The 20,904-nt window shown below is 37.3% G+C and carries 11 protein-coding genes and 2 tRNA genes; 3 read left to right on the forward strand and 10 right to left on the reverse strand.

The genetic code is table 11. The annotated features are described in order from the left end of the window. Nucleotides 1-197 precede the first annotated feature (197 nt). The 5 genes from ACOVQ4_RS23120 to ACOVQ4_RS23140 form a co-directional block, all read right to left on the reverse strand. Nucleotides 198-2,651, reverse strand: coding sequence for a TonB-dependent receptor domain-containing protein (locus ACOVQ4_RS23120; RefSeq protein WP_421822949.1), 2,454 nt, complete (start codon nt 2,649-2,651; stop codon nt 198-200). Nucleotides 2,652-3,076: 425 nt separating this feature from the next. After that, nucleotides 3,077-3,835 carry a type III pantothenate kinase gene (locus tag ACOVQ4_RS23125; protein WP_421822950.1) on the reverse strand — a complete coding sequence of 253 codons (759 nt, stop codon included), beginning with the start codon at nt 3,833-3,835 and terminating at the stop codon, nt 3,077-3,079. Nucleotides 3,836-3,993: 158 nt separating this feature from the next. Beyond that, complete coding sequence (gene nadE, locus ACOVQ4_RS23130) at nt 3,994-6,009, reverse strand: NAD(+) synthase (protein ID WP_421822951.1); 2,016 nt, start codon at nt 6,007-6,009, stop codon at nt 3,994-3,996. A gap of 125 nt (nt 6,010-6,134) precedes the next feature. Then, nucleotides 6,135-6,437 (reverse strand): hypothetical protein, encoded by a 303-nt coding sequence (locus tag ACOVQ4_RS23135; RefSeq protein WP_421822952.1) that lies wholly within the window; start codon nt 6,435-6,437, stop codon nt 6,135-6,137. A 200-nt stretch (nt 6,438-6,637) separates the two neighbouring features. Then, nucleotides 6,638-7,609, reverse strand: coding sequence for a VOC family protein (locus ACOVQ4_RS23140; RefSeq protein ID WP_421822953.1), 972 nt, complete (start codon nt 7,607-7,609; stop codon nt 6,638-6,640). A gap of 985 nt (nt 7,610-8,594) precedes the next feature. On the opposite strand from ACOVQ4_RS23140, the gene ACOVQ4_RS23145 reads away from it, so the two are divergent. Continuing rightward, nucleotides 8,595-12,728 (forward strand): two-component regulator propeller domain-containing protein, encoded by a 4,134-nt coding sequence (locus ACOVQ4_RS23145; RefSeq protein WP_421822954.1) that lies wholly within the window; start codon nt 8,595-8,597, stop codon nt 12,726-12,728. A 41-nt stretch (nt 12,729-12,769) separates the two neighbouring features. On the opposite strand, the gene ACOVQ4_RS23150 is transcribed toward ACOVQ4_RS23145, so the two are convergent. Next, nucleotides 12,770-12,842 (reverse strand) — tRNA-Thr (locus ACOVQ4_RS23150). Nucleotides 12,843-12,998: 156 nt separating this feature from the next. Between ACOVQ4_RS23150 and ACOVQ4_RS23155 the strand changes: the two genes are divergently transcribed. After that, nucleotides 12,999-13,769 (forward strand): helix-turn-helix domain-containing protein, encoded by a 771-nt coding sequence (locus ACOVQ4_RS23155; protein WP_421822955.1) that lies wholly within the window; start codon nt 12,999-13,001, stop codon nt 13,767-13,769. A 32-nt stretch (nt 13,770-13,801) separates the two neighbouring features. Here the strand turns inward: ACOVQ4_RS23155 and ACOVQ4_RS23160 are convergent. From ACOVQ4_RS23160 to ACOVQ4_RS23175, 4 genes are all read right to left on the reverse strand, one after another. After that, nucleotides 13,802-13,874, reverse strand: a tRNA-Thr gene (locus tag ACOVQ4_RS23160). Nucleotides 13,875-14,131: 257 nt separating this feature from the next. Continuing rightward, on the reverse strand, nt 14,132-16,036 hold the full coding sequence (locus tag ACOVQ4_RS23165; protein ID WP_421822956.1) for a DUF349 domain-containing protein: 1,905 nt from the start codon (nt 16,034-16,036) through the stop codon (nt 14,132-14,134). A gap of 318 nt (nt 16,037-16,354) precedes the next feature. Further along, on the reverse strand, nt 16,355-17,746 hold the full coding sequence (locus ACOVQ4_RS23170) for a methyltransferase RsmF C-terminal domain-like protein (protein ID WP_421822957.1): 1,392 nt from the start codon (nt 17,744-17,746) through the stop codon (nt 16,355-16,357). Nucleotides 17,747-18,201: 455 nt separating this feature from the next. Then, a complete protein-coding gene (locus ACOVQ4_RS23175; protein ID WP_421822958.1) occupies nt 18,202-19,524 on the reverse strand; it encodes a vanadium-dependent haloperoxidase in 1,323 nt (440 codons plus the stop codon). Nucleotides 19,525-19,824: 300 nt separating this feature from the next. Here ACOVQ4_RS23175 and ACOVQ4_RS23180 point away from each other — a divergent pair, with 300 nt between their 5' ends. After that, complete coding sequence (locus tag ACOVQ4_RS23180; protein WP_421822959.1) at nt 19,825-20,754, forward strand: NAD(P)/FAD-dependent oxidoreductase; 930 nt, start codon at nt 19,825-19,827, stop codon at nt 20,752-20,754. The last annotated feature ends 150 nt before the right edge of the window (nt 20,755-20,904 follow it).

The following is a 20,904-nucleotide window of genomic DNA, read 5'->3' on the forward strand; positions in this document are numbered from 1 at the left end:
TTGCTTATATCATAGGGACAAGGCAACAGGCACAAGGCAAAGAGTGTTAAAATGTATTTAAAGACCACAGACATCCATTTTTCCTAAAGCCCTCCGCCGAAAGCCGATACCTGAAAGCCTCAAGTACAATCTTAAATTTTATTTTGCCCACTAACTTAATTTCACTTTACACTTCTCATTCCCAACTCCGCACTTGACTAGTTTCCACCATTCTTCACACGACTTTTTTCTTCATCTAAGCCTGTTGAGCGGTTACGTGCTGCCGATACTTTTGAGTTTCCAAAACGATAGCTGAATGTCAAACGTACTTGACGGCTATCCCATGTATTGCTCGAAATAATATCAACCGAACCATATTGGGTCGTAGCAGTAGCTTTGTTGGTAAAGAAAATATCCTGTACATTCAATTTCAAAGTTGCTTTCTTTTCAAGCAATGTTTTCTGAATACCGAAATTTACTGCACCTTGTGAGTTGATTTTGAAAATACTCCACAAACCTCCAGAAACATACCAACCTCCTAATTCAATTTTGTAATTTTTGCCTAAACTAAATGTATTGTTTGAATTAAAATAATAGTTGGTTGCCGACGGAACTACATTGATGTTTTGAATAGCACCCTGCACTTTGGTATAATTCAAGTTGAACTCATTTACGCTCATCCACCATTTTGTAATTGGCACTGGAGCCGAAATTGTCACGCCGAAGTTATCTTGTTGTGCTAAGTTATCTACCGTTTGATAAGTAGCTCTTGTGGCATCGTTTTGTTTCAATATTTCAGACATAAAATCAGATGTATGGCTGTAATTAACCGTTGTTGAAATAATACCCTTATACGAGTGTGTCAATTCGAATGAATTAGTCAATTGTGGACGCAAATAAGGGTTTCCAACCTGATAGGTATAAGGGTCTAGGAAAAAGACAAATGGATTCAACTGGTCATAGCCTGGGCGGTCGATACGGCGACTATAGGTTACACCCAATGTATGGTTCTTGTTGGCTTCGTATTGTACAAATGCACTTGGGAATAATTTCAAATAATCACGCGTAAAAATTGAATCTTTTTGAGTTTCATAACTTGTAGATTTGCCATCTGCAATGGTCCATTCGGCACGTAAGCCTAACTGTGCACTAAACTTATTCCACTTGGTTTGATAGTTTAAATAAGCAGCATTGATGTTTTCTTTGTACACAAACTGATTGCTATTTCTTTTCAACAAATTCAAACCTCCACCTTCTAAATTTTCGTAAAACTTCAAATCGTTATCAGTAATCACATAGCTTGCTTTTAAACCCATTCCCCATTTGGTTACTTTCGAAACGGGTAAGGTATAATCTATTTTTAACGAATATTGGTTGATACCCGAAACACTTTTGTTCACCAAAGTAGAGTCTGAACGAAATTTGCTTGTCAAATCATTTCCATTGAAATATTGGGTAATATAGTCGTTGCTTGAACGATTGTCATAGTAGGCATAGTCCAAGTCGACCGTCAACTCTCTACCAGTAGAATCGTAAGTATGTTTTAAGTTTAAATTAGTCGAGATATTCTTCCAAGGTTGCGATACATTATTTGCCGTAGGAATTGTCTGTGTAAGTTTGTTGTTGACATATTTGGTAGTCACCGTCAAGGCCGAATCAGCACCCCAACTTCCCGATGAGCCATTTACCAAGATACCAATGGTTGTTTTATCAGAAAGAAAATAATCTACACCTGCTTTTAAAGAGTGATTATAACTAAAACTCTTTCTTCTACCGTCGGCATGATACATTTCGTTTTGTGCTCTGAAATAACGGTAAATATCATTCGTATTTTCCTGACGGCGCTCGTTCCAGCTATAATTGCCATACGCATTTACTTTACCATTGCGATAGTTGAGGTTGATACCAGCATTTTCACGCAAATACTTACCATGCCCAACACCTACGTTTGCCGAGCCATTCAAGCCCATATTCACATTCTTCTTTAGCTTAATATTGATAATCCCTGCCGTACCTGCTGCATCATATTTGGAAGATGGATTGGTCATAATTTCGATTTGAGCCAATTGCTCTGCCGAAAGGTTACGTAAAAAGTTTGCTAAATCCTGACCTGATAAATAGGAAATTTTCCCATCAATCATAACTCGTACACCTTGTTTGCCTTTCAAGCTAATGTTTCCATCTTTATCAATCATTACATTAGGAGAACGCTCTAATACTTCTAATGCAGTAGAACCTGCCGCCATAATGCTGTTTTCGACATTGACTACCGTTTTGTCGACCTGACGTTCGATAAATGGCTTTTGTGCCGATACCGTAACCTCACTAAGCTGCTTGCTTTCTTCTACCAATACAATGCTTGCTAAGTTGACATTTGTGTTTCCATCTGAGATAATGATTTTTGGAGTAAAAAACTTCTTGTATCCCATTTGTGTCACACTTACAAGATATTCACCCGCATTTACGGATTCAAACTCAAAGTGCCCGTTGGCATCTCCCAAAGCACCTTTTACCAAAGTACTATCCTTTGCTTTCAGTAAGGTTGCTGTTGGGAATTCTACAATTTTATGTTGGTTGTCGCTAACCGAGCCAGAAATTTTTCCTTTTACTTGTGCCATTCCTGCATAGCCTAATCCACAAGTAATGATTGTCGAAAGTATAAATCGTTTCATCTTTTGAAGTGTTTTATCATTGTATAGTGTCTCAAATAGGTTTAGAGGCACTTGAGGTAATGTGAATGTGTATATCTCTCCTTGAGATTTGATTCAAAGTTATTTGCAAAGCAAGCTACTTTGCAATGCAAACTACCTGATTGGCTTCTCCAAATGATAAATGGTAAATTGAGCCAAGAAAGCATTTGGAAGAAAAAAACGACCTGCGGGAGAATTTGTAGATAGGATGCATAAGTGCAACTAAAGGTTGCAGATGATGCAGTAAAAATTGTAAAAAATGTTTATTTAGATAAAAGATTTATGATAAGTGGTTGATTATGAGAAGTAAATCGAAAGGATTTTATGAAGATGGTAAGTGTACTCGTAGTAATTAGTAGAAGTTTTTACTTCAGGATGCCTATAGAAGTACATCCTGAAGCAATCTGTTATAAAGAAGCAATAATCTTTAAACCATTTAGGGTAAGGGTTTTATCTACTTCATCAAATTCCGAACGTAGTGGGGTAAGGATAGAGGAAAGCCCCCCAGTAGCCAAGACTTTACACTCTTGTCCAACTTCTAGTTTGATTTGGTAAATCATTTCTTTGACCATTCCGACATATCCCCACAAAATCCCTGCTTGAATGGCATGAACGGTATTTGTCCCGATGGCTGATTCGGGCATTGAAAGAGGTACTTCGGGCAATTGTGCGGTATTAGAAAACAAAGATTTTACGGCTGTTTTGAGGCCTGGTGCAATCGAAACGCCCAAAATTTTACCTTCGCCCGATACTACGGTAAAGGTAAGTGCTGTTCCAAAATCGACAACCAAGCAGGTTTGTTGATAGGTATAATAGGCATACGTTGCGTTACAAACCAAATCTGTGCCTATTTCGTAAGGGCTCAAAATTTCCATATTGAGCCTGTCATACATTTCTGGGCCGACCATCATGGGTTGAATACCAAACATGGTAACCGACATATCTTTGATAACGGCTCGTAAATCAGGTACAACACAGCTAACAATAATTTGATGGATATCGCTAAGTTTGAGCGAATTTTCTAAAAAAAGCAGACGAAGCTGTGCCTCATAATCTTGCGAACGTTGCGAAAAAGAGGAACTTATGCGAAACTGATGAATCCATTGCTGGTCATTGTTTACACCAAAAACAATATCTGTATTGCCTATATCAATTGCTAAAAGCATAAAGTATATGACAGAAACTTTCTGTCAAAAAGCTTAAGAAATAATGAGAATAAGGTTAAAATCTTTTCTCAAAAGTACATATTATTTTATGGATTTTGGTATTTCTAAAAAGACAACGAGGAGACTTTATCGTATCAGCCCCCTCGAAATCAACTATATTAGAATCCAATACGACCTTTTCTTTGTTTGCCTTTCGCATCGTTGGCATAGGCGTGCATATCGGCTAATTCTTTTTCAAAGCCACCCGACAAAATTGGGAATCTTAACCAACTGCGAGGGTCAAGATTGCGGTCGTCAACATGGAAGCTTGGTGCATAACGTTCGCGTTTCCATTGGTTACGACTCCACAAGCGGAAAAAGCGGTCGATACTCATGACCAATTTTTCTTTGCTGTAAATACCTTCAAATTCCAGCTCCATCAACTCAAGACAATCTTTGGGTGATTTTTTATCTCTAAATGCTGCTGTTTCGATGGCATTCAATAGGTCATAGGGCATCAAATCTTCTTCGTCGATTTGTTTTGCCTCTAAAGGACGAAGCTCTGCTGTAGGTTGCAGATTGTTCATAGCATTCAAGCCTGGAAGTTTTACCTGTCCATCTAGTCCTGTATGCTCTAACCAACGTAGCCAATGACGCAAGAAATGCTTATCAATGCCAGCAATTGGAGAAATCGAACCAGAAGTATCGCCATCCATCGTCGCATAACCTACAGCCGCTTCCGAGCGGTTTGAGGTAGCTAATAACAAGGCATTATTAATATTTGCCAAAAGCCAAGCACTTGGGGCACGTACCCTCGCTTGAATATTTTGAAGTGCCAAATCATCCGTTTCCCAAGAAAGATTTCTGCCAATTGCTCCTTGAATTAACTCTTTGTAGGTTTCTACCAAACCATTGATATTAATATCGTAAAAAGTCGTATTGAGCGATTCGGCCAGTGAACTTGCTGAATAGCGTGTATCATTCGAGCTATTTTCAGTCCCTTGATAAATATTGGTAATCAAGGCTTTTGATAATTCTTGAACACTTTGGCAATCTTGAATTTTCTTAATGTGCCCCAATTTTTGTTTGAAACCTTCTATTCCTAGTTCTGCTACACCGAGTTCAATCGCCAAATAACACAGACCTGTAATAGCGGAAGAGTCTGCCCCGCCAGAAAGTGATATTACCCAACCCGAAGAACGAGATTTGCGAAGATAGTCAAATAACGCTAAGGCAATAGCTCGTGCAAATTCCTCCTCTTTTTGAAAACCCTTTGCTTCCCAATGTTCTAATTCAAAACGTTGTTTGATTGGTTTGATAGGAGGGAAGTCGTATAGGAAAGGTACTTTTTGGGAAGTTCCCGAAAAAGTTAAGCGATTTTGGACTTGCTCTAAACGAACTTTATCAAGGTCAATCACTGCTGGGGTCAAATAAAAATCACGATAGCTAAAACGAGTACCCGAAACTAACATTTCACCTGCTTGTGCCACCATTGCATCGCCATCGAATATCGCACGACCAGCCTCGTTACCTAATAGATTGGCATAGATATAAGCAACGCCAAAGGCTCTTGAACCATCTTGAACAAGACGCTCACGAGTTTGCGTTTTGAAAAAGGCAAAGTGCGAAGCTGTAGGATTTAGAATAATATCTACTCCTTGCAAATAGAGCGAGCGCCCTGGGCGGTTCGCAATCCAAGCATCTTCACAGATTTCAAATCCTATTTTTACGCCACCAGCCTCAAAAATTAAATCTCCAACGGGATAACTAAACTCTCCGATAGCAAGCTCTGTACGCTGATTATCGGGCCAAGGCTGAAACCAACGAGTTTCGTAATGTAGACCATTATTGGCTAAATTTTTCTTACAAGCAAAACCTCGTATTTGTTTATTAGCAATCAAACAGGCAGCGTTGTACACACGGTTGTTGATACGGATTGGCAACCCTACCGACACAATGATGCCAGAGGTTACCTCAACGATATCTTGAAGCATTTCGAGGGCAGTCTCGCAAGTGCCAGAGGCATAAAACATATCCTCGCATCCATAACCAGTAATACATAATTCGGGCAAACAAAGGATAGATATATCTTGATTTTTTGCTTCTTCTATACAGCCAATAATATTTTTTTTGTTGGTTTCCCACGCAAGAGGTGTTTGATTTACTACCCCAGCAGCCACTTTTATTAAATTCATAAATTTTTGGATAAGTAAATAGTGTAAGCATCATGCCATTAGGCCTTGCTTAAAGAATAATATGCTTTTTGACGAAACAATAACTCGAATGGTGCAAGTTCCTTAAAAGCGCTTAGGATGTCATCTTAATTCTTTTTATCAAAATCTACTCTTTCACCTGGCAACAAATACTTGAATTTCTTTTTGCCAGTATTCTTGTCTTTCTTTCCATTGTATTTTTTTCCGCCACCTAATTTGCTCCAAGGCCAATGTTTCTTGGTAGTTACCCACGAAAAGGCAGCTCTAGGTCTGAATGTTCCGCCGTCATGTCGATGCTCGGTGCTAACTCTACAGGTTTTTTCTGGGCATCTTCTTGCCCAAATACAGCCTGTCAATAGCTGACTTAGTCCCAATAGTAGTAAGAATAAAATAGTCGTTTTGATTTTCATAAAGCAAGTACTGGACAATGATATACAATGAAAGTAAAGGATACAAAATTAGTATTCTATATCTTATCGATACAAAATAGCAAATAAAAAGGTAGCCTTCGAAGAAGACTACCTTAATTTTTAACGATTACAAAATAGATATATTTAAAATTAAGTAAGGAATATAATGTTGTTTGTAGGAAAATTTCGAGAAAAGTAACTTATTGTCTTGTATATCTGCTCACGGCCATATCGCCCAAATCAATTACTAAGCCATCTGGACTTAAGATTTGACCATTCGAAAAATGACTATGTTTGTTGTCGCGGTACTGTGGTTGTGGAATATTTTTGAAATAGTATCCTTTTCCGTTTATTGCATAAATACCTTGTTCGAAATCATTAAATAAAAATCCGAAATGTTCTTTAATCACACTGGTTTCGTTAGAGGTATTACTATTGAATTGTGAAGGCTCCAACAACAAACCTTCTGGTTCGGCAAGGATAAAATTTTGTCCACCTATTTGAATTTTGGCACATACGTCGCTAACATACTCAATGTCTGAAGCACCCATGGTATCAGAGTAAAAGCCGATTGATTTCTTCAAATTTTCTACAACCAAGTGAATGTTTTCGATTTTGCAAGCAGAAGCACTCACATCTTCACGCTCTACAAATAAAAACAATTGGTTGTTGAATGGAGAAGTAATTAGCACCTCTGTTGTTGGTTCGTCAGGGAGCATTGATTTGCTGTATTTGATTGGATAACCTGCCGCCTTTAATTCCTTAGCGGTTCTTTTCAAATCAGAAGTAGAAACAACAATCCACGCTAAACCATAACTACTGATACAAGAGCCCCAGTTTTCTACACTCTTGTTATAATTGCAAGTGGCATTTGGTTCTGGTTTTTCTTTTTTGAAAACTCTAATAACTGGTGAGTTTGGTAGTTCAAATTCATAGATGTTCTGTTCATTGTTGGTCATCAAGTTGGCACCCAAAACCTCCTGAAAAAAGAACATTGCTCTAGGTTTTTCGTCTTGGTTGGCAAGTGCTAAACTAAAATAGTCAAGTTTTACTCCCTCTGACTGTGCTGTAATACGATTTGATAATAAAACAAAGCCAATAAGGGCTACCACGGTGTTGCTAATCATCATTTTAGCAACAGATTTTTTTAACAAAGTAAGGAAAGTGTTCATAATCATAAACTTTAATGTGTTGCGATAAATATAGCGTGGAATAACAAATCAACTATTCGAGGGCGGTTTTCTTCAATGATAGCAAAACATTCAAATGCTGTTTTCAACTATCAACAAATAAGAACCGTCTCGACATATTTGGAAAATATATACGATTAAGCATTGAAAAAAGATTACTTTTTCGAAAAAATGGGATTTGGTAGAGGTAGGAGAATTAAATGAATACCAATTTGCTCATTGTTTTAAGTATTACTTAATTATGCTTTCCACCCCAAACTAATAATGCTCTTTCCCATTTCACAGAACGCAGTAATACCATACTAAAATGACGGTTGTTTAGTGGTTAGTATTACACGGTTAATTGATTTATCAAATTGTGACTACTTGAAGCTGACTTAAACAAATATAGTATCTGTAAATGAACAATGCAAGAAAAAAATAAAAGAAATTTCCTTAGATATGAGGAAAATTTATGATGTGCGTAGAATATCTTGTTGGTGGTAGATTTCAAAATTGGCTTTTTTTAAATAGGCTTTTCTGTTTTTGTACAATTTGATTTTTACTAAGTTGTTGAATTTCAATATTTTGTATGTTTGACTCTATTCGTTGAGTGATATTTTGTTAATTTGTGATAAGTGAGGTACATTTTTGATAAAAGTGGAAAGAATTGTTTGGTTTTTCTTTCTCTCGATATCCTAAAAAAAATATTGCTTGTTTTAATACTCATCATTTTTTTATACCTTTGGTATAAAGACCTTAAAGTTTTTTCAAACCTGCCTAAGAAGTCTAGATAATTAAAAATTAATTTGAATAACAGTCGTTGCTATCTCTGATCTTAATAATTCTTATCTCTTTATTTTACCTTATTGTTATTATTTTTTGTAGGAGGGGAGCGTATGCTCTTTGATAAACCTACATTTAAACCGTCAATTTAACTTTGAGGTATGCTTTGCTATATCCTCCTTTGTACTATTTAGACTAGACTATGAACCGTGTATTTTGTTTGATGGCCTTGTGGTTGCAATTCTGCAATTCCGCCTCGTTTGCGCAAGTGCCCAAACCTTATTTTACGCATTATGGCACCAATCAAGGGCTTTCGCAGAGCCAAGTAGGTGCTATTTTGAAAGATAGGCAAGGATTTATGTGGTTTGCCACTCAAGAAGGACTCAATAAGTTTGATGGCTATACTTTTACGATATACAAGCATTACCCTAATGATGTAAATTCTATTTCTGACAATAATATTTTTGATATTGTTGAGGATTCCCAAGGATATATCTGGATTGCTACTGGCCGAGGTCTTGACAAATTTGATAAGACCAAGGAGGTTTTTATGCATTATACTACACAGCTTCCAGATGTAAAAATTAGAGATTTATTCATTGACTCTCATCAGCAATTGTGGCTTGGTACAGTAGAAGGATTGTACTTATTTAATGCCGCACGGAATAACTTTACGGTTTTTAAAAATGTCCCCCAAAAAAACAATACGCTTGCCGATAATTATGTATACCGTATGGACGAAGATGCCAAGGGTAATTTGTGGGTTGGTACGAAGAATGGTTTATCAGTATTGAATATTAGTAAAAAAACTTTTCGTAATTATCTTCATAATAACAACAATCCGAAATCCCTTTCGATTAATTGGGTAACCTGTGTGCTAAAAGATAGCCATAATCGAATGTGGGTAGGAACACGGGGCGGAGGGCTCAATCTTTATATTCCTGAAAAAGATAATTTTGAAAGTTTTCAAAATCAAAAGGATAATCCCAACACCATTGCACATAACGACTTATTGTGTTTGCAGGAAGATGATTCGGGTAATATTTGGATTGGTACCGAAAATGGGGGACTGAGTGTGCTCAATCCCAACAAAAAATTGTTTACTAATTTTAAATTTGATGCAAATGATCCCAATAGCCTTAGCAATAATTCTGTTTATAGTATCTATAAAGATTATATCGGAAATCTCTGGATTGGTACTTGGTCGGGTGGTATAAACTTTTTGCCTAAGTTTGGTCGAAAATTTAATATCTATAAAAATCAAATTGGTAAAAATAGTCTTAACAATAATTTTGTCTTATCTATCACGGGTGATGGCAAAAATAACCTTTGGATAGGTACTGACGGTGGGGGTATCAATTACTTTAATAGAAAAACCAAAACCTTTGGTTCGCTATTAAATAACCCTTCTAATCCTAACACTCCCAGAACAGATTATGTGATTGCTGTGAATTACTTTTCTCCTGAGATGATCGCATTAGGATATCATCGTGGAGGATTTGGTTTGTATAACCCTTCTAACAATACTTTTCAGAATTATTCTATTGACACTCCCGACCTCAAGTCAAGAATCGGCTCTTGGAGTGTAAATGCAGTTGTTAGAGACCGTAATCAAAACTTCTGGATAGCTACCTGGAATGGCGGAGTCAATCTCATGAACGCTAAAACTCGCGAGGTCAAGATTTATAAGTACGATTCCAATGATAAGAATTCTATCCCGAGTAATAACATAAATACGGTGTTTGTTGACAAAAAAGGTCGAGTTTGGATAGGAACTGAAACTGGCTTGGCAAGGTATAATCCTGCGACAGATTCTTTTGTGAGGTATGTAAACAAGTTTAATGACAGCCAAAGTATTTCTAATGATTATGTGACTTGTTTTGCCGATGCGCCCGATGGAAATCTTTGGGTAGGTACGAGTGGAGGCTTAAATTTACTTAATCCCACAACTGGGAAGTTTAAACATTTCTCTGAAGCAGACGGACTGGCCAATAACGCCATTAAAAGTATCATTATAGATCGTCAATCAAACCTTTGGATAAGTTCAAATAAAGGGATTACTAAGTTTAATTATCAAAATCAAACTATCCGAAATTACTCTATCAGTGATGGTTTACAAGGCAAGGAATTCAAAGCTAGGGCATCTTTCATGACAGAGGATGGAGAAATATTCTTTGGCGGACCCAATGGATTCAATAGTTTTTATCCTGATAGTTTAATAGATAATACCTTTATCCCTCCCATTTATTTTACTAATTTCTTAATATTCAATACCCCCATTAAGTCTGGTTTTTCTAATCCAGCTTTTCCAACTCATATCAATGCGACAAAGAACATTGTCTTACAATATGACCAATCAGTTTTTACAATTGAGTTTGCAGCACTAAATTTTACCTTACCCGAAAAAAACCAGTACGCTTATAAACTAGAAGGATTCGATAAAAAATGGAATCATATAGGCCACAATCGAAGTGTTACCTATACAAACCTTAATCCTGGTACCTACCTTTTTAAAGTAAAAGCTTCCAATAATGATGGGGTTTGGAACAACACAGGAATTACCTTAGAAGTGATTATTTTACCTCCTTTTTGGATGACATGGTGGTTCAAACTCATCATTTTCTTGTTTGGTGCAGGTATAATTATTTTGGTTTATTGGCTTCGTGTACGTACTATCCAAAATCAAAATGTGAGATTGGAAAAAGAAGTAGCTGAAAGAACAGCTCAATTAGTAAAAGCTACCGAGGAAGAACATAAGGCCAGATTGGATGCCGAAAAAGCCAATAGAGCCAAAAGTGTTTTTTTGGCCACGATGAGCCATGAAATTCGAACTCCAATGAATGGAGTCATAGGAATGACGGGGCTATTGAATGAGACCGATCTTTCAGAAGAACAAACTACTTATGTGCGTACAATAAAACAGTGTGGCGAGGATTTGTTGTCGGTTATTAATGATATTCTTGATTTCTCAAAAATTGAATCCGGGAATATGGAGCTTGAGGAACGTAGTTTTGACCTACGGGCTTGTGTCGAAGAAATGCTCGATGTTTTTGCCTCAAAGGCCTCCGAAGCCAGATTGGATTTGATGTATGAAATCGCTTATAATGTACCTCAGCAAGTAATAGGCGACGATCAGCGCTTGAGGCAGGTCTTGCTGAATTTAGTTGGCAATGCCATCAAATTTACACCCTCTGGTGAAATTTTGGTCAGAGTACACCTCCAAGGCCAAGATGCCGATGAAGTAGAGTTGTTGTTTGAGGTGATAGATACAGGTATTGGTATTCCAGAAGATAAATTATCGAGATTATTCAAGGCATTTTCGCAAGTGGATTCTTCAACTACACGTAAATATGGTGGCACTGGTTTGGGGCTAGTAATTAGTGAAAAATTGATTACATTAATGGGCGGAAAAATCGGCGTGGAGAGTAAAGAAGGGGAGGGTAGTAACTTCTTTTTTTCGATAAAAGCCAAATTGAGTAAAGAACCTTTTCAATCTTATCGCTTAATTAATGAGATAAATTTTGATAATAAACGTGTTTTGGTTGTTGATGATAATCAAACGAACCTAAAAATTTTAGAGCAACAACTTACCTCGTGGGGCTTACAGGTTGTAGTCGTAAATGCTGCCTCTGAGGCCTTATTCTTATTCGAGAATAATGCTCCAACTTTCGATATAGTTATTACAGATAGACTTATGCCAGATATAGATGGAATATCTTTGGCAAAAAAACTTAAGGAATTGAACAAAGAGCAAGCCATTATTTTGCTAACTTCTGTTACGGATGATTCTCACAAGAGTCACAATGACTTGTTCGAAGCAGTGCTTACCAAGCCTGTCAAACAACACTTGTTAAGTAAAACTTTATTATTGCTCCTAAAAAAAGTAGGGAAAAATCAAGATGGACTTACAAGTGTTACTAATCAGCGAAAACTTTATTCAGAATTTGCCGAACAATATCCTCTAAATATTCTAGTAGCTGAGGATAACCCTATGAACCAATACCTCATCGAGCGAATTTTGAATAAGCTAGGATACCGTCCTAGAATAGTTGAAAATGGATTCGAAGCGCTTGTGGCAGTGCAAGAAAAGGACTTTGATTTGATATTCATGGATGTACAAATGCCAGAAATGGATGGCTACGAAGCCTCAATGCACATCAGAAAATTACAAAAGCATCAGCCTGTGATTATTGCCATGACAGCCAATACCATTGATGAATGTCAGAACGAAATAGAAAATGCCCAAATGGATGACTATTTAAGTAAGCCATTTAGTTTGGATACTATTATGAACTCTTTACAACAGTGGGCAAAAAGAAATTCGGAGAAAGATTAAGCGCTATAAAACAAAAAAGCTCGACATTTGTCGAGCTTTTGAGCCTCCTATCGGGATCGAACCAATGACCTACTGATTACAAGTCAGTTGCTCTACCAGCTGAGCTAAGGAGGCTTTTTTCAACGTTTTTGACTTGTTTGTCGTTTAACGTGGTGCAAAATTAGTGTTTTCATATATATCTCGCAAGTATTTTGACGAATATTTTTTTGAAAAAAAACTTATAACTATTTAAGTAGTTCTTTTTTAGGGTTTTATAGTTAAAAAATTAAAATGAAATTCGAGCTATTTCAACCTTCGGATACACTCAAACCTTATATTAAACAGTTTGCTATCTCCGAAATGGAGGACGCCTCATCATATAAGGTATTGCCATCTTTAGGGCCTGTGGTGGGTTTTCAGTACAAGGGAAGTCTAGCAATTCTTCACAACAATCAAGCTATGCCTTTACACTCCGCGGGTGTTACTGGGCTCATGGATAGCTACAAGGAATTTAACAACGCTTCAAATACAGGCACATTACTGGTATTTTTTTCAGAAATAGGTTTGGCTCAATTTACCAAGCATCCGATAAACGAACTCTTTAATTTGAGTGTTGAACTAGACCATCTTTTTGATAAATCATCAATTGATGAAGTACAAGACAATTTGGCCTCCGCACAAACCGATACACATAGGATAAAGATAGTTGAGCAGTTTTTGCTTGCACAACTGTTATCAATCAAAACCGACAAATTAATCGTGGAGGCTGTTCAAAGGATTTATCGAAGTAAAGGAAGTATTCGAGTAAAGGAATTAAACCAGCTGTTAAACATCAGTGCGAGTCCATTTGAGAAGCGATTTCGTAAAATTGTAGGAGTTTCGCCCAAAAAATTTGCCTCCATTGTACGCTTTAATGTGGTACTAAATGAGCTAGGAGAGAAGAAATCACTTGCAGAAATTTGTTATGAAAACAACTTCTTTGATCAGGCACACTTTATCAAAGATTTTAAGCAATTTACCGGAGAAACACCCGATAAGATGAGACCTTTGGAAGGGCTATAAAACAAAAAAGCCCGACAGTTGTCGAGCTTTTGAGCCTCCTATCGGGATCGAACCAATGACCTACTGATTACAAGTCAGTTGCTCTACCAGCTGAGCTAAGGAGGCTTTTTTCAACGTTTGGCGATTTCTCTGTCGCTTATCGTGTTACAAAATTAGTGGCTTGTATTGTAATTTGCAAATGTTTTTAACCGCAAAAATGAAAGTTTTTTATAAGGTATTTGTAATTTTTTGAAAACAAGAATGTTATAAAAACCTTACAGTTTAAATTTTTTTATAAAAAAATATTCATTTCGATTTTTAGCAAAAAAAAGGGCATAATCTTTATGCCCTTTTTACGAATTATATCTTTTTTCTAAAGAAAATTATTTTTCTGCTTCGCGAATAACTTTTAATTGATGTTTGAAATGCGCCAAATCTTGCTCTGCTTTTTTGATTTTAGCTTCTACATCAACACGAAGTTTATCTGCGTTTTTAGATTTAGCAAAAAACTCAAGGTTGTTTTTGTACAACGAGATATCGTTTTCAACTTGCTGAATCTTGCGACGAATATCGTTTTCTTTTTTGTTTAATTCTTTTGGAGAAAAATCACCTCTTGATTTTAGGATATCAACTTCCGTTTGAAGTGCTAATTGCTCTCTTTCTTTGCCCGAAAGTTTACCCATAGCACTTACATATTTATTAATAGCCGAAATGTAACGTTTTCCAATAGCCTGCATGTCTTTTTTAGGAACAAAACCTATACTTGCCCATTGAGCTTTAAATTCGGCAAGTTTGGTAGTTTCAGCGCCTTCAACAGCCTCAGCTTCAATTTGCTCGCAAAGAGCTACTTTTTTAGTTAAGTTAGCTTCAAACTCTTTTTCAATAGTTTGATTTTTGGCACGTTTGGCATCAAAAAATCCATCACAAGCTTTCTTGAATCGTTCGTAGATATTGTCTTTGTCCTTTTCTGGAACATGCCCTACCTCGCGGAACGCTTTCTGTAATTGTATAACGCTATTGGTGGCATCCTGCGAATCATCGCCCGAAGTCAAAAGTGCTTCAACCTGCTCGATTATCGCAATTTTTGCTTTCAAGTTTTCTTCACGTTTGCCTTCCAACTGACGGAAAAACTCACCTTTATTTTTGAAGAAAGTTTTGATATTTCCCCAAAATTTATCGCTAAGCTCTTTGCCTTTTTCTTTCGGCATAAAACCTTTCACGTTATTCCATTGGTCTTGTAACGCTAAGAGCGCTTTTGTGCGTTCGTTCCATTCAGAGATAGACTCTGTTGAGAAATTAGCAAATGTTTCTACCAACTCGGCAATAGAGGATTTGAGCGTATAAACTTGTTCCGACTCTGCCTTCTGCGCTTCTAGTTGTTCGCGGCGTTTGCCATAAATAACATCTAAAGCCTCCTTGACACGCGTCCAGATGAGTTCGTTTTCTTCTTTTGGAGCAGGGCCAATGTGTTTATATTCTTCAAAAGCAGCCACAGCCTCATCCAATACCTTACCCGTTACGGTTTCAGTCTTGGCTGATTCAGCGATTCTTTCGATTTTAGTACAAAGTTCGATTTTTTGTTGAAGGTTACGTTTTCTATCCAATTCCAACAATTCGAAGTAAATACTTCTATTGCTGTAAAAACGGTCGACCAACGCATGATAAGTTTGCCAAAGCGTATTGTTGTGCGGAGAATTAATATTGCCTGCTGATTTCCATTCGTCTTGAATTTTTTTGAACTCAGCAAACCCTGCTTTAATTTGCGCAGGATCAGTGTTATCTTCTCCTTCTACAATGGCTCTAAGGCGATTAAGAAGTTCTGTTTTTTGGCTAAAGTTTTTATCACGCTCCTTTTCGATTTGATTGAAATATTTGGCGCGTTCTTCTTTCAAGGCCTTGAATAGTTTATCAAACTTTTCGATTGTTTCGTCAAATTTAAACTCGAAACCATCTTCAGAGCCATCATTAGCCTCTTTGAATTTAGCAAGGGCTTCTGCACGTTCAGCCGTTTTGAATTGTTCAAAAAGCGGACGAACTTCCTTAAGAACATCTTCTGATTTGCGGAAGGCAGCTACTGAAGGTTGCTCTTTGACATCTGCAAGTATTTTGGACAATAACTCAACAAAGTCATTTTTTTGGAAAGTAGAATAATCAACTGTTTGAACCTCAGTTGTTTCAGCTTCAGTGTTTTCGGCCAATTCTAATACCTGTGCGGTAGTCGCGTCGATTTCTTCCTGAGGATTGGCAGCCTGTTGCTGTTTAATTTCGTTTGCTTCTTCGTTAACCATGCGATTCTTTTTACAGCTTATTCACTAAATAGTAGTCTGAGGTGCATGTTTGTTTTGCGAGCTACTATCGAGTTTACTTGCTGTGTGCTATTTTCAGTTTATAAACACTTAATTTTCAGATTTTTCAAAAATCTCTTTTTTATAAAAGTGGTGCTAAGACGAAAAAGTCTTTTTTCAAAATCTGATTTGCAGACATTACAATTTCAGTACAAAAATAGAAAAAATAGTTAGAGTATAAACGTCTGTTTTTTTTTTCGGTTAATAAAACCCCAATGTTTTCTATTTTTTTGGGTTGTTTATCTTAGAATATTTCGAAAGTTAGGGCAATCGACTCAAAATACGCAATTCTTTAGGATAATAATTATTGAATCTATTGCCAAGCGCCTTGCCCCAGCCCAAAATATGTCCCTCATAAGCGACTCCACACCAGCCTCGAAGTGGAGTATCTGGTACGAAGTCATCCTTGCGAAGATAGGCGATGGCTTCTTCATAAGAAACATCCAATACCGGCACTTTAGTTGAAATACTGGTCGAAAGTGCTAATTCATGCTCAGGAATAAGGTCTTTGGCTCCCATTTGCCCAAGTAGTATGCCTGCTTTCTTAATATATAAATTGTTTTGAAGAACTTTCAAATCTGCCTCGTGTTCGGGATTGATGAGGTAAATGTTTTCATTTTTTTCAAACCACATCTTATCTTCTAAATCATCAATCCAATGAGTTAGGATATTCTTTTCTTGTTTGAAACTTTTTGTACGTTGAGGCTTAACACGTGGTTGATAAAAAGGCTGATAATCTGCTTTTATTTTTTGAAAAGCCGCCAAGAAAAAACCTTCTCCTTTTACTTGGTCTGGATAAAAACGATATCCAATTGATTCATGCTTGGCAGAGGCTGTTCGAATTATCCCCCATTGGTCCAAAACAGTAGTATCTTTTTTATCAAGAACTATATTTTTAGCCGAAAGGTTATCAAGAATCCAATCCATAATTGTTTCGTTTTCGGCTTCCGAATACGAACACGTTGAATACAAAAGGATACCTCCTTCTTTGAGTGAATCCCAAACATCTGCCAATATTCGTTGCTGGCGATGACTACACATGGCCACGTTGTCGAGCGACCATTCGGTCACGGCCTCGGGGTCGCGTCTGAATAATCCCGAACCTGAGCATGGTGCATCTACGACAATTAAATCAAAGTAGCCACCTATTCTACTAAAGTCTTTGGGGTCATTGTTTGTAACATAAGTATTGGTGAGTCCCCATTTGCTCATGTTATCTACCAAGATATTTGCCCTACTTTTTATTACTTCATTACTCACCAACAAAGAGTCTGAATTGAGTAGGCTCGCCAATAGTGTACTTTTGCCCCCCGGAGCGGCACAAAGATCGAGCACTCTTAATTCATTATTTAGGTCAATACTCTGCCGAACAGCATATTCCAAAAACATTGAGCTAGCTTCTTGGACGTAGTAAGTTCCAGCGTGGAAATAGGGGTCGAAGGTAAAGGCAGGTCGTTCGGATAGATAATAGCCGTTGTTATTCCAAGGCACAGGATCTTGAATCTTCAAATGTGCTGGAGGAATATCTATTTTGGAAGGGTTGATTCTAATTGATGTTGGAGAATCACCTAGTTCATGCGTTTTGATAAAAGAATCGGCCTGATAACCAGTAACTTGGCTAAGCGAATCTAATAATGCTTGAGGAAGGGACATTATTCTGTATGTTAAAACTTAAGTTGTAGGCAAAATAAAATTTAAGATTGAACTTTGGGCTTTCAGGTAACGGCTTTCGGCGGTAGGCTTTGGAAAAAAGCATGGCTGTGGTTATTAAAAAACATTCTAACACTCTTTGCCTAGTGCCTGTTGCCTAGTGCCTAAATTCATAACTTTAATCTTATTCTGCACGATAACTTAAGTTGAGTACAATGAGCAACTTGTTATAAACTGTTTTTGCTAAACACATAAATATATTTGTGCCGAATGCCGATAGCTGAAAGCCCAATAGTTTGTTTTAATTCTGCACAATTGCCGACCCACTAATCTATTTATAAATAAGCATTTTTCGATTTTTTTGTTTGAAGTATACTATTCGATAGCTTCAAACGCAATAAAGTCCCAAATTTACAACGAAATTTGGGACTTCGGGATGATTCACAATATTATCAGTTTTATTTCTTTCGTGTTTTGACTTTGGTAATTACCCAGTTGCCCACTTTTCTTCCTTGTTCAAGACCTAAATCTAAGGCAGGGCGAAAATGTATTCCCCCATAAAGACGGCTTATGGAAGCTTCCTCGGCAGCGTCTTTGTAAGATTTGAAATTACGAACAGGTAGTCCATATTGCATTTCAGAAGAATCGGCAAAAGCTACGTTATCTCCCAACACGCTAGACAACGCAACCGAAGCAGCCCCTGAAATTACCGAGTGACCAGAGGTATATTCTGGAAAAGGAGGGGTTTGAAGAACTGGTTGCCAGTTTTTGTCTACAACCTCATTGATAACTGTTTCTGGGCGAACTTTGATAGAACGATATTTTTCGTCCCAACAAGAAATAAATCCGTCGAAGATGGCCATCGATGTTAACAAATATGCCTCAGAGGTTTGATAAATATCTGCTTTCAACTGACGTGATGTTTGTGTAACAATTGCCATCCAGTGACCGCCCGGAGATACCTTTTTGGTAGCAAACATAGCGTGGCCTGTAATATTCATCTTGAATGGATTACAATCCCAGAAGTTAGCGATGTTTCTTTGCTCTTCAGTAAGATTATTGATGGTATTATAAACGTCCATCACCATATCGTAATATTTACTACCTTTAGTCATATCGTATTCATAAGGCTTTGGAGGCATAAATTGTGATGAAGTGTCTAACGTAGCCGGACGAATCTTTGACCAATAAGGCTCAGCTGCGTCAATATAAGCAGGGGGCGTTGGCACCCAAGTACCTTTTTTCTGAGTTACGGTATAACGGAATCCACGAGTTTGTTTGTAGTTATCGCCTTTCGAATAGTTCATAATAGATGCAGCCACTGAATCTCCGAAGGCGATAGAACGCTCATATACATCGCTTGGAATGCCCGTTGCTTTGTAATCTTCTTCCAGTTTTTTCTCAAAATCTACATATATATCTTGTGCAAAAGTTAGATTTTTTCCTATGGTCAAATAGGCTCTAACTGCGGCTACAGGATAACAATATTCTTGGCCAACTTCTGGCTTTGCCACTTTCTTAAAGCCTCTGAGTTGTCCTACCATCGATTGATAATTCGTATTTCCTGCAGCAAGCGCCTCATAAGCGCCCAAGGCAGAATACATATAAATTCGACTAGAAACAGGCGGAGCAAAAATATCGTGAATAATAGATTCTGTTAGTTGCAACTGTGTACGTCTTAAAAATTCTGGGTTAGATGCCGCTTGTTGCCAACTATCGTTACTTTTTTTACAACTAAAAATGGAGGTGATTAACAATACAAAAAGGAATATTTTTTTCATCTGAGAAGTATAGTTTTGGGTTAATGCAAAAATGGTTAACACTCGGGATTTTTTGCAGTTTTCGAAATAGATTATGTGTTTTATATATAATTGTTTACCAAACGTGCTTGTCTTGCCAAAGTTAATAAAATCTTTGAATCAATTTGGACTACTTCTATCAGTATTCAAGCTGATTTTTATAACTAATTGATAAATTCTTGAAAAATTTATAGAAATATTGACAATTTGTAGACATTTGTTTGATTGCCTTAACAATTTTTTACTCTGCTAGTTTTGATGATAAATACTAATTGAAAAAATATGTCGAAACAAAAAGTGCTTATAGTTGGAGCTGGAATTTCAGGACTTAGAGTGGCTCAACTTCTTCCAAAAAGTTTATATGAAGTTATCGTCGTCGAAAAAGGCCGAGGTGTGGGAGGACGTATGGCTACACGGCGCTTTGATGATACCAAAGCTGACCATGGAGCTCAATATTTCTCTGTTAAGACTTCAGTCTTTCAAGATTTTATAGAAAAAGCTGAACAACACCAAATTGTGAAGCAATGGCAGGTGGCCAACAGAACACATACTCGATATATCTGTCCAGCGGGAATGAATACATTACCCAAATGGATGGCAGAAGGCTTGGATATTAGATTGAATCAAAAAATCACTCAACTATCCGAGGGTACTGCTACCACAGATACTGGCGAACAGTATACGTTTGACATATTGGTAATTACAGCACCGATTCCGCAGGTTTTGGAATTATTTCAATCTTCAAATATTTTGCCCGATGAGTCAGAATCTCTGATGCTAAGATCGATTCACTATGATCCTTGTTGGGTAGTAATGGCTAAGTTGAAAGATACGAATACTCAAATAATAGGTGGAAAAATATTAGAGGAGGGGCCTGTGGCTTGGGTCGTTGATAATGCCGAAAAAGGATTAACAACTTTCTCAACTCTTACCATTCATGCGTCCTCAAATTATTCTGAAGAGCATTTGGAGGATGCCTCTAAGGAGGTAGCTACAGTGCTAATCGATTCGATTTCAGATATAATTCATCCAGACCAAATAGAGAGTCAACAAGTCCACAGATGGCGATACAGCCTTGCTTCGCAAAGGACAGCAGATAGCTTTTTAAAACTTAAAAAATATCCTATCTATATTGGTGGTGATGCCTTCGGTATGGGCAATGTGGAAGGGGCATTCTTATCTGGAGAAGCTATTGCACGGTCGATGATGTAGTGTATCAAACGAAATAATTTTTAGTTTTAGGCAACAGGCACAAGGCAAGAGGCAACAGGCACAAGGCTTTAGGCTGTATGCTGTAAGCTAATGGAAAAAGTACTTTTTTATGAAATGATAAAGACCTTTTGCCTACAGCTTATAGCCTAC

It is taken from the genome of Flectobacillus sp. (assembly GCF_049240685.1).
Taxonomy (GTDB): domain Bacteria; phylum Bacteroidota; class Bacteroidia; order Cytophagales; family Spirosomataceae; genus Flectobacillus.

Bases quoted from the DNA above. Each gene is read 5' to 3' on its own strand.
- ACOVQ4_RS23170 (WP_421822957.1), bottom strand. From the start codon at position 17,746: ATGTCCCTTCCTCAAGCATTATTAGATTCGCTTAGCCAAGTTACTGGT.
- ACOVQ4_RS23145 (WP_421822954.1), top strand. From the start codon at position 8,595: ATGAACCGTGTATTTTGTTTGATGGCCTTGTGGTTGCAATTCTGCAAT.
- ACOVQ4_RS23180 (WP_421822959.1), top strand. From the start codon at position 19,825: ATGTCGAAACAAAAAGTGCTTATAGTTGGAGCTGGAATTTCAGGACTT.
- ACOVQ4_RS23155 (WP_421822955.1), top strand. From the start codon at position 12,999: ATGAAATTCGAGCTATTTCAACCTTCGGATACACTCAAACCTTATATT.
- ACOVQ4_RS23120 (WP_421822949.1), bottom strand. From the start codon at position 2,651: ATGAAACGATTTATACTTTCGACAATCATTACTTGTGGATTAGGCTAT.
- ACOVQ4_RS23135 (WP_421822952.1), bottom strand. From the start codon at position 6,437: ATGAAAATCAAAACGACTATTTTATTCTTACTACTATTGGGACTAAGT.
- nadE (WP_421822951.1), bottom strand. From the start codon at position 6,009: ATGAATTTAATAAAAGTGGCTGCTGGGGTAGTAAATCAAACACCTCTT.
- ACOVQ4_RS23125 (WP_421822950.1), bottom strand. From the start codon at position 3,835: ATGCTTTTAGCAATTGATATAGGCAATACAGATATTGTTTTTGGTGTA.
- ACOVQ4_RS23165 (WP_421822956.1), bottom strand. From the start codon at position 16,036: ATGGTTAACGAAGAAGCAAACGAAATTAAACAGCAACAGGCTGCCAAT.
- ACOVQ4_RS23140 (WP_421822953.1), bottom strand. From the start codon at position 7,609: ATGAACACTTTCCTTACTTTGTTAAAAAAATCTGTTGCTAAAATGATG.
- ACOVQ4_RS23175 (WP_421822958.1), bottom strand. From the start codon at position 19,524: ATGAAAAAAATATTCCTTTTTGTATTGTTAATCACCTCCATTTTTAGT.